The organism is Bacteroides sp. D22 (genome assembly GCF_000163675.1).
Lineage (GTDB): Bacteria > Bacteroidota > Bacteroidia > Bacteroidales > Bacteroidaceae > Bacteroides > Bacteroides xylanisolvens.
The window spans coordinates 54755-65239 of record NZ_GG774817.1; the positions used below are offsets into that span (position 1 = coordinate 54755).

7 protein-coding genes and 1 pseudogene are annotated in these 10485 nt (G+C 42.9%); 6 read left to right on the forward strand and 2 right to left on the reverse strand.

Translation table 11 applies throughout. The features are described 5' to 3' along the window. Window positions 1-51: 51 nt before the first annotated feature. Entirely contained in the window at window positions 52-1422 is a 1371-nt protein-coding gene (locus HMPREF0106_RS05710) for a TrpB-like pyridoxal phosphate-dependent enzyme (protein WP_004316593.1), read from the reverse strand. A gap of 132 nt (window positions 1423-1554) precedes the next feature. Between HMPREF0106_RS05710 and HMPREF0106_RS05705 the strand changes: the two genes are divergently transcribed. Both HMPREF0106_RS05705 and HMPREF0106_RS05700 read left to right on the forward strand, forming a co-directional pair. Further along, on the forward strand, window positions 1555-3384 hold the full coding sequence (locus HMPREF0106_RS05705) for a TrkH family potassium uptake protein (RefSeq protein WP_008770827.1): 1830 nt from the start codon (window positions 1555-1557) through the stop codon (window positions 3382-3384). 4 nt (window positions 3385-3388) lie between these two features. Next, window positions 3389-4075 carry a potassium channel family protein gene (locus HMPREF0106_RS05700; protein WP_008770828.1) on the forward strand — a complete coding sequence of 229 codons (687 nt, stop codon included), beginning with the start codon at window positions 3389-3391 and terminating at the stop codon, window positions 4073-4075. A gap of 132 nt (window positions 4076-4207) precedes the next feature. Here the strand turns inward: HMPREF0106_RS05700 and galB are convergent, their stop codons facing one another. Continuing rightward, window positions 4208-6655 (reverse strand): beta-galactosidase GalB, encoded by a 2448-nt coding sequence (gene galB, locus HMPREF0106_RS05695; protein ID WP_009040742.1) that lies wholly within the window; start codon window positions 6653-6655, stop codon window positions 4208-4210. 241 nt (window positions 6656-6896) lie between these two features. On the opposite strand from galB, the gene HMPREF0106_RS05690 reads away from it, so the two are divergent. The 4 genes and pseudogenes from HMPREF0106_RS05690 to HMPREF0106_RS05675 form a co-directional block, all read left to right on the forward strand. Then, window positions 6897-7448, forward strand: coding sequence for a DUF4738 domain-containing protein (locus HMPREF0106_RS05690; protein WP_009040743.1), 552 nt, complete (start codon window positions 6897-6899; stop codon window positions 7446-7448). 123 nt (window positions 7449-7571) lie between these two features. Next, window positions 7572-8768, forward strand: coding sequence for a heparin lyase I family protein (locus HMPREF0106_RS05685; protein WP_008021459.1), 1197 nt, complete (start codon window positions 7572-7574; stop codon window positions 8766-8768). Window positions 8769-8948: 180 nt separating this feature from the next. Then, window positions 8949-9920, forward strand: a complete 972-nt coding sequence (locus tag HMPREF0106_RS05680; protein ID WP_009040744.1) for a tyrosine-type DNA invertase cluster 3b — start codon at window positions 8949-8951, stop codon at window positions 9918-9920. Between the two features lie 335 nt (window positions 9921-10255). Then, window positions 10256-10485, forward strand: a pseudogene (locus HMPREF0106_RS05675) (transcription termination/antitermination NusG family protein); the annotation flags it as partial.

Genomic DNA, 10485 nt, shown 5'->3' on the forward strand with positions numbered 1-10485 from the left:
TGTGTTAATCTGTGTAATCGGTGGTGAAACTTGAAACTGGTAGGTAATTTATTATTTAGCTAAATCTCCTATCTCGTCTAAATTCTTCTGAATATCTTCGTCATTCAATGTATAATTCACCAGATCACCTGCCAAATACTTGTCATAAGAAGCCATATCGATCAGACCATGTCCCGAAAGATTGAACAGAATCACTTTTTCTTCTCCGGTTTCCTTGCATTTGTTAGCTTCGCGGATAGCCGCTGCAATAGCGTGGCTGGATTCGGGAGCCGGAATAATACCTTCAGACTGCGCAAACAGACAACCGGCTTCGAAAGACTCCAGTTGCTGTATATCTACCGCTTCCATCAGATTATCTTTGAGCAACTGTGAAACGATTACACCTGCGCCGTGATAACGAAGCCCACCGGCATGGATATGAGCAGGAGCAAAATTATGTCCCAAAGTGAACATCGGCAGCAATGGAGTATATCCGGCTTCATCACCGAAGTCATACTGGAACTTACCACGTGTCAGTTTCGGACAAGAAGCAGGTTCGGCAGCAACGAAACGAGTCTTTTTCCCTTCCTGTATGGTGTGGCGCATGAACGGGAAAGAGATACCTCCGAAGTTGGAACCACCTCCGAAACAACCGATCACGATATCCGGATATTCGCCTGCCATTTCCATTTGTTTTTCAGCTTCCAGTCCGATAATAGTCTGGTGGAGAGTCACGTGGCTAAGTACGGAACCGAGCGTATATTTACAGTTGGGAGTCATTTGTGCCAGTTCGATAGCTTCCGAAATAGCAGTTCCCAATGAACCTTGATAAGTGGGGTGTTTAGTCAGAATATCCTTACCGGCACGGGTAGACATAGATGGAGAAGGAGTGACCTGTGCTCCGAAAGTCTGCATGATGCTGCGGCGGTATGGTTTTTGTTCATAACTGATTTTTACCTGATAAACGGCAGCTTCCAGGCCGAAAACCTTGGCTGCGTAAGAAAGAGCGGCTCCCCATTGTCCGGCACCGGTTTCAGTGGTGATGTTGGTCACCCCTTCTTCTTTGCAATAATAAGCTTGTGCCAATGCAGAGTTCAATTTATGCGAACCGATAGGGCTTACGCTTTCGTTCTTAAAATAGATATGAGCCGGAGTGCCGAGTGCTTTTTCCAAACCATAAGCACGAACCAGCGGAGTGCTGCGATAGTACTTGTACATTTCACGCACTTCTTCCGGTATTTCGATCCATGCATCCGTCTGATTCAGCTCCTGATGACACAGCTCTTTTGCGAAAATCGGATATAAATCTTCTGCTTTCAGCGGTTGTTTGGTTCCCGGGTGCAACGGAGGCATAGGCTTGTTCACCATATCAGCCTGAATGTTGTACCAGTAATGTGGAATTTCTTCTTCCGGTAGAATATACCGTTTTCTTTTTTCACTCATAATATTGTAGTTTTTTAGTTTTCTGTTGCCAAAAGTACTCAAATTTTTAATATTCGGAAAATTTTGTCAACAAAGAATCGCATTTGATTGTTATTTTAGTTAAGTTTGCACGACCCCGTTAAAAAAGATGATATGAAGATTTATCATAAGTTTTTATTGTATCAGAATAAACTGCTAAAACCCTATGTACGTATCTTGTTAGGGCTGGTAGAAGCACTCACCTATCTGGCGTCATTATTATTGATTGTCGGAGTAGTATATGAACATGGCTTTCCCTTGTCTATTGATGAAGTGGCGAATTTACAGACATTGTATAAAACTGTCTGGATCATCTTTCTGATTGATGTAACTTTACATATCTCGCTGGAATACCGGAATACCAAAAAACAATACCGGCGATTAGCTTGGATCTTGAGTGGGTTGTTATATCTCACTTTAGTACCTGTTATATTCCATCGTCCGGAAGAAGAAGGAGCCATTCTGCATATTTGGGAATTCTTACATGGGAAGTTTTATCATCTTTTGTTATTGTTAGTTCTTTCTTTCCTCAATCTGTCTAATGGGCTGGTGCGTCTGTTGGGACGGCGTACCAATCCGTCTTTGATATTGGCAGTCAGTTTTATGGCTATTATTCTGATTGGAGCAGGCTTGTTGATGCTTCCGCGCTGCACGGTAAATGGTATCACCTGGGTAGACTCTTTATTTACGGCTACCAGTGCCGTATGCGTTACAGGCTTGGTACCGGTAGACGTGTCCACTACATTCACCACTTCGGGATTAGTTGTCATTATCCTGTTGATTCAGATTGGCGGATTGGGAGTGATGACATTAACCAGTTTCTTCGCCATGTTCTTTATGGGGAATACCTCCATTTACAATCAGCTTGTTGTGCGTGATATGGTTAGTTCCAATTCATTAGGTTCTTTGCTGTCTACTTTATTATATATATTAGGCTTCACCTTAGTGATTGAAGGGATCGGCATGGTTTCGATTTGGTTTAGTATTCACGGAACGTTGGGAATGACCCTGGAAGGAGAGTTGGGTTTTGCTGCTTTCCATTCTATTTCAGCTTTTTGCAATGCGGGTTTTTCTACGCTTTCCGGCAATTTAGGAAATCCGATGGTGATGACTAACCACAATTGGCTGTTTATTACTGTTTCTCTATTGATTATCTTTGGTGGTATCGGTTTCCCCATCCTTGTCAATTTCAAGGATATTGTATTGTATCACCTCCGTCGTTTCTGGAAATTGATTCGTACCCGCAAACTGGATCGGCATAAAATGCAGCACCTCTATAACCTGAATACGAAAATCGTGTTAATCATGACTTTTCTGCTTTTATTAATCGGCACATTGGCTATTGCTGCTTTTGAGTGGAATGGTTCTTTTGCCGGTATGCCTGTGGCAGATAAGTGGACACAAGCTTTCTTTAATGCCACTTGTCCGCGAACAGCCGGTTTCAGCAGTGTCGACTTAGCATCATTGAGTGTGCAGACATTGTTGGTTTATCTATTCCTGATGTGGGTGGGCGGTGGATCACAGTCCACGGCAGGTGGTGTGAAAGTGAATGCTTTTGCGGTCGTAGTTCTGAATCTTGTAGCCGTATTGCGTGGCACTGAACGAGTGGAAGTGTTTGGCAGAGAATTGTCTTACGATTCAATCCGGCGTTCCAATGCAACAGTAGTCATGTCATTGGGAGTCTTATTCATTTTTATTTTTACATTGAGCATACTCGAACCGGGTGTTTCCATTATGGCATTAACTTTCGAATGTGTCTCTGCGCTTAGTACCGTGGGTTCCAGTCTGAATCTGACCCCTCATTTGTGCGACGCGAGCAAACTATTGGTGTCTTTGTTGATGTTTATTGGTCGTGTGGGGTTAATAACATTGATGCTAGGAATAGTTAAACAGAAAAAGAATACAAAATACCGTTATCCGAGTGATAACATCATAATAAACTAAAGCTATGAAGTATATTATTATTGGTTTAGGAAATTACGGCCATGTGTTGGCGGAAGAACTGTCCGCCTTGGGGCACGAAATTATAGGTGCGGATATAAGCGAAAGTCGTGTAGACTCCATCAAAGATAAGGTTGCTACAGCTTTTGTCATTGATGCCACTGACGAACAATCATTATCAGTATTGCCATTGAATAGTGTGGATATAGTTATTGTAGCGATTGGAGAGAATTTTGGTGCGTCGATACGAGTCGTTGCCCTGTTGAAGCAGAAAAAGGTTCCCCGTATTTTTGCCCGTGCTATTGATGCCGTACATAAAGCAGTGCTTGAAGCTTTTGATCTGGAACGAATTCTGACTCCGGAAGAAGATGCTGCCCGCAGCCTGGTACAACTGCTCGACTTCGGTACTAACATGGAAGGATTCCGTATCGATCAGGATTATTATGTGGTGAAGTTCACGGTTCCGGAGAAATTTGTAGGATATTTTGTGAATGAGTTAAACCTGGATGAAGAGTTTCATTTAAAAATGATAGGATTGAAACGGGCGAATAAGATCACCAACTGCCTGGGTATCTCTCTGACCGAGCTTCATGTGAAGAATGAATTACCGGGAAATGAGAAAGTGGAAGAAGGAGACGAATTGGTCTGCTACGGCAGGTATCGTGATTTTCAGGCCTTCTGGAAAGCTATTTAGCTAGAGTACTTATAACGTCGCTTTTATTGGGCACAAGTGAGCAAGTTTCGGAGATAGTTGTATGAAGAAACCCATCGGACTTCTTTTCAGTAAAGAAATCCGGTGGGTTTGTTATATGCTGAAGCGTATGCCTTATTTCGTCTGAATACGAATATTTCCGGCTTTCACTCCATTTGCTTTTGCTGTAAATACAATCTCTCCGGCAGTTTCACCGGCTTGCAGGATAGCTGTCAACATTCCGTTGAAAGCATGCATTTTCGGAAGATGGAATTGTTCAAGGTTCGTCGGATCGCCATTGGCGGCAGCACGATATTTACCTGTTCCCTTTACCGAGAAATTTATCTGACGATTATCGGCAGGGCAGAGGTTACCGTCTTTGTCTACTACTTTAACAGTCACATAAGCCAGGTCTTTTCCATCTGCAGTCAGTTCGTTACGGTTGCTTACCAGTTCGATGTGATGAGGCTTTCCGGCAGTACGGACTACTTTTTCAGCTACCGCTTTTCCGTTTTTGTCGTAGGCTACTACTTTCACTTCACCCGGTTCGTACTTTGTATCCATCCACATCAGACGATAGCGGTTCTTTAGCGAACTATTATTCTTGCTTTGTTTTCCATAGCTTTTGCCATTGATAAACAATTCGGCAGTAGGATAATTAGTGTACACAAAAACGGGAGTCACTTCACCTTCACGTCCCGGCCAGGTCCAGTGAGGCAGGATATGCAAGGTTTCCGCTTTCTTGTTCCACACGCTACGGTAAAGATAATAGCGGTCTTTAGGTAAACTGGCAAGGTCGATGATACCAAACATTGAACTGTGGTTAGGCCATGAATCCGTATCGTATGGTGACGGTTCACCCAGATAATCAAATCCGGTCCATACGAACTGTCCGATGGTCCAATGATGATCGTCAGCTAATGCAAAGTCCTCGTCCGGAATATTCGACCAGGGACAAACTTCCACATCGTATGAAGAGCATTGATGGTCTTCATATTTAGCCCCTTTCTTATCCTCCACCGGGAACTTGTATACGCCACGTGAACTGACAGTAGAAGCTGTTTCGCTTCCCAGAATCAGATTCTGCGGGAGTTGGTCGTATGACTCCTGATAGCGTTGCGTACGGTAATTAAGTCCCGGAATGTCAATCATTGCTGCAAATCCGTTGGCAAGTACACAAGTCACTTGGTCCATTCCGCAAGTGACAGGACGGGTAGGATCTTCACGATGGCAGATATCCTGCAGGAATTTGGCCACTTTATAACCGACAGGACTGCATTGAGTCGGTACTTCGTTGCCGATACTCCACATAACGACGCAAGGGTTATTCCGGTAATTATGAAGCATATTTATCATATCACGTTCCGCCCATTCATCGAAGTAGCGGTGATAACCATTTTCACATTTGGCGATATCCCATTCATCGAACGGTTCGATCATCATCATAAATCCCATTTCGTCACACAATGCAACGAGTTCGGGAGTCGGCATATTATGAGAAGTACGGATCGCGTCGCATCCCATATCTTTCAATAGCGTAAGCTGATGACGCAGTGCTGCAACATTGATCGCGGCACCCAACGGACCTAAATCGTGGTGATTACATACACCCTGAAATTTACGGTGTTTCCCGTTCAGGTAGAACCCTTTGTCGGCAATGTATTCAATGCTGCGGATACCGAAACGTGTGGTGTAAGTATCTACCAGTTTATCATCCGCATAAATTTTAGAGACAGCCTTGTAAAGCGACGGACTTTCCGGCGACCAGAGTTCGGGTGCGTTTACAATAAAATTTTGTTCAAAAGGTTGTCCGTGATTGATGCGGCTTGTATTCTCTTTCCGGGTAACAACTTTACCTTCCGGAGAAAGAATTTCCGTCTCTACACGGATGGCTGTTTTCTCACCGGCATTGTCTATCTTCGTTTGGAGACGTACGGCTGCAAAATCCTTGTTGACGTGAGGAGTTGTGATTTGCGTTCCCCATACAGGTACATGGATTTTGTCAGTCACAATCAGGTGTACATTGCGATACAGACCTGCTCCCGGATACCAGCGCGAAGATTGCGGACGGTTTTCCAAACGCACGGCAAGCGTATTGTTTTTACCGTCTTTATTCAATAAGGAAGTCACATTACAGTGAAAAGAATTGTAGCCGAAAGGCCAGAAACAAGCTTCTTTTCCGTTGATGTAGACACGCGCTTCACTCATGGCACCGTCAAAAAGTAGTGTCACTTCTTTGTCGGCAGGGGCGTCAAAACTGGTACGATACCATCCGGTACCTACATAAGGAAGACCGCCGGTACGTCCTGTCTTCAAGGAAGCTTTTTTCTCAAAGTTCTGTGTCACTGCCACGTTTTGGAGGTCATTGTTCATGTCGAATGGACCAAAAATCGCCCAGTCGTGTGGAATAACAACCGATTCCCATTTAGTGTCATTGAACTCCGGCTGACTGGCCTCTTTAAAATCTCCTTTACTGAATTTCCAGTTCTTCTCCAGCAGTGCCTCACTGCGTTGCGCTTGCATAGTGCAGGCGGCGGCCATCAAAAGTACAGCTAATAACTGTTTGGGGTGTTTCATGTTCATTTTTACTTTTCAGGTATAAAATATTTTGGATTCGGCGTAAAGTTATAAAAAAGGATTCAATAATCTTATCTCTTGAAAGCATTAAATGCACTGGCCGGTTTGCCACTGTTGTCGAGCCCCCCTTTGTGATAGCCTTTCCATTCCTTCTTTCCTTCAAATGTAGGAAAAATGTCGGTTACACTTGTAAATATCCCGCTCTTTTTGTTCCTTTGCCATCTATTTATAAACAGAAAACTTACGTATGAGAAAACTAGTTTATTGGCTTTTATTGCCGTTGGCAGTGGCTGTGAGTGCATGTGGCGGTAAAAAAGGAACTTCAGATAATCAGTCGCTACTGGCAAGAATAGACAGTATAGATGCTCACGGATTGCAGCGTATGCAGACGTCTAAGAGCGAAACTAACTTTAAATTCAAAGGAAAAGATTATCATTCCTTTGTTTCACGTACTCCGGACGAAAGTCTGCCTCATGTAACAAATGAGATGGGAGATACTTATGTCGATAATAAAATAGTGCTGCACCTGACACGCGGTAACGAAACGGTATTGAACAAGACATTTACCAAGAATGATTTTTCATCCGTAGTCGATGCAAAATTTCTCTCGAAATCTATATTGGAAGGAATTGTATACGACAAGACCACTCCGCAGGGCATTGTATATGCCGCAAGTGTTTGTTATCCGCAGACAGATTTGTATATGCCGCTTTCTATAACGATCACTGCTGATGGAAAAATGAGCATACAGAAAGTCGATATGCTTGAAGAAGATTTGAACGATGAAGCACCCAATTAAGCCTCCAGGCAGGTGTTGACAGCAAAATTACACAAATGTGAAAACATTTGAGACAAACGAAAGGCAACCGATGAGGTTGCCTTTCGTATTTTTGCACCGTCAACAAACTTAATATCGAATAGAATGAAGAAAAGCATTTTTATTATTTGCGTGCTGGCATCAGGATGCACGGCGATGGCTGAACAAGTCGAGAAACCCGGTCCGGCTATAGAAACACAGACTTTGGTGCCACTGACCGAGCGTGTAAATGTACAGGCAGATTCGGCATGTGTCAATCAGATTATAGATGGTTGCTGGGTAGCAGTCGGAGCTAAAAAAGCGCATGCCATTCAACGTGATTTCAACCTTATGTTCAACGGAAAACCTTCTTATCGTTTTGAACTGAAAGAAGATGATAACACATTATCCGGATATGCAGCGGGGGAAACAAAAGGGCGTGCGGAATTTTCTTATTGTTATGCAACTTCCGATGATTTCAAAGGCAAACCAGCCGATACATATAAGAAAGCACAAATAATGAAAACTGTATATCATCATGGAAAAGGTATTTGTCCGCAAGGTGCTTCCCGCGATTATGAGTTTTCGGTATATATCCCTTCTACATTAGGCAGTGATGTTTCCACCATTTTTGCTCAATGGCATGGAATGCCGGATCGTACTTTGGTACAGACTCCACAGGGTGAAGTGAAGAAACTGACAGCTGATGAGTTCATGGAACTGGACAAGACTACTATTTTTAAGAAAAACATGGGATACGAAAAGAAACCCAAGCTGGACAAGCAAGGTAATCCGGTGAAAGACAAACAAGGCAATCCCGTTTATCAAGCCGGAAAGGCTAACGGATGGCTGGTGGAACAAGGTGGCTATCCTCCATTGGCATTCGGATTTTCAGGCGGATGGTTTTACATCAAAGCAAATTCCGACCGTAAATGGCTGACTGATAAAGACGACCGTTGCAACGCAAATCCGGAAAAGACACCGGTTATGAAACCTGTGACATCTACATATAAAGCATCGACCATTGCTTACAAAATGCCTTTCGCCGATTTTCCGAAAGATTGTTGGATTACATTCCGTATTCATATCGATTGGACAGTCTATGGCAAAGAGGCGGAAACAATTGTAAAGCCGGGTATGCTCGATGTACAGATGGACTATCAGGAAAAAGGGAAAAAGGTTAATAAACACATTGTAGACAATGAGAAAATCATGATTGGACGTAACGACGATGATGGTTATTACTTTAAGTTCGGTATCTACCGCGTAGGTAATAGCACGAAGCCGGTATGTTACAATCTGGCAAACTATTCAGAGAGGTAATTAGTCAGAAGGTAGAAAGAGAGTGATATCCGGATGTCCGTTTAGTGGGCATCCGGATATTTTTTTATAGGTTAATAATCTGAAAAAATAATATCGCATTTGTCAAGTGTGCTTCAATTCTGCAAAAAGATTTGTTTTTTTGTTGCTTGCCAAATGGTATAATATATAAAATTATTAGTGATGCAAATGATGAACAAAAATGGATTTAACCGGTGTGCGGAATTCTACATCGGTCGTTTGCGGAAGGAGGGACGGTATTCTACGGCGCATGTCTACAAGAATGCCCTCTTTTCTTTCAGCAAATTTTGTGGCACGTCTAATGTGTCGTTCAGACAGATCACCCGCGAGCGTTTACGACGTTACGGTCAGTATCTTTATGAGTGTGGCTTGAAGCCCAATACGATTTCTACGTACATGCGTATGCTTCGTAGTATTTATAACCGTGGAGTGGAAGCGGGCAGTGCGCCATACGTTCCGCGACTGTTTCATGATGTCTATACAGGTGTGGATGTCCGCCAGAAAAAGGCTTTGCCTGCTACGGAATTGTATAAGCTTCTGTATGAGGATCCCAAATCGGAACGTTTACGCCGTACGCAAGCTATTGCCGCCCTGATGTTCCAGTTTTGCGGAATGTCATTCGCTGATTTAGCCCACCTGGAGAAATCGGCACTCGATCAGAATGTGTTGCGATACAATCGTATCAAAACTAAAACTCCAATGAGCGTGGAAGTGCTGAATACGGCAAAGGAAATGATTAACCAGCTCCGTAGCAAAGAAGATTCTCATCCTGACTGTCCGGATTATCTGTTTGATATTCTTCGTGGGGATAAAAAACGGACGGATGAAAGAGGTTACCGGGAATATCAGTCCGCTCTCCGTCGATTTAATAATTCTCTGAAGGACCTGGCAAGAACCTTGCATTTGCAATCTCCTGTCACTTCCTATACGCTTCGTCATTCTTGGGCAACGACTGCGAAGTATCGGGGAGTCTCCATTGAAATGATTAGTGAATCATTGGGGCACAAATCTATAAAAACGACACAAATCTACTTGAAAGGCTTTGGACTAAAAGAACGTACGGAAGTAAATAAAGGGAATTTATCTTACGTTAGAAATTGCTGTGTAAGTGGTGAGAGAATAGTAAAGTGTTGATAATTAGAATCAAACTATGTGTGTTACTTCTTAGGTAACGGAATTAAATTTGACGCAAAGATAGACAAAAACACGAATAGAAAGCAAATATTCCTCCACTTTTTTTCGTTTTATCTGAAACATAGAGCAAAAAACTGTCCGAACATGAAATAACCTTATTTCCATGCTCTATACTTTTTATTGCCTAATCTCTAGATTTTTCCCGTTGAGTATTAGGCCTTTCCACATTCTACGCCTTTGTCATGTGCGTGATTTCTATTTTCATCATAATGTACGTTTCGTGTATGTGTTATCCGTTACCTAAGAAGTAACGGAATCACATGGGGTAAAAAAATATGATTTTAACGAAACCAAAATCAGTAAATGCCGGGCCTATTAGTGGGACAGGGGAAGGCGTAGCACACTCAAAACGTTGGTATGTAGCACTCGTTCGAATGCATCACGAGAAGAAGGTATCCGAGCGTTTGTCTAAGATGGGAATTGATTCTTTTGTTCCCGTTCAGCAACAGATCCATCAATGGAGCGACCGTCGAAAGATGGTTGATACAGTCTTACTTCCAATGAT

Bases quoted from the DNA above. Each gene is read 5' to 3' on its own strand.
- HMPREF0106_RS05710 (WP_004316593.1), bottom strand. From the start codon at position 1,422: ATGAGTGAAAAAAGAAAACGGTATATTCTACCGGAAGAAGAAATTCCA.
- HMPREF0106_RS05705 (WP_008770827.1), top strand. From the start codon at position 1,555: ATGAAGATTTATCATAAGTTTTTATTGTATCAGAATAAACTGCTAAAA.
- HMPREF0106_RS05700 (WP_008770828.1), top strand. From the start codon at position 3,389: ATGAAGTATATTATTATTGGTTTAGGAAATTACGGCCATGTGTTGGCG.
- galB (WP_009040742.1), bottom strand. From the start codon at position 6,655: ATGAACATGAAACACCCCAAACAGTTATTAGCTGTACTTTTGATGGCC.
- HMPREF0106_RS05690 (WP_009040743.1), top strand. From the start codon at position 6,897: ATGAGAAAACTAGTTTATTGGCTTTTATTGCCGTTGGCAGTGGCTGTG.
- HMPREF0106_RS05685 (WP_008021459.1), top strand. From the start codon at position 7,572: ATGAAGAAAAGCATTTTTATTATTTGCGTGCTGGCATCAGGATGCACG.
- HMPREF0106_RS05680 (WP_009040744.1), top strand. From the start codon at position 8,949: ATGCAAATGATGAACAAAAATGGATTTAACCGGTGTGCGGAATTCTAC.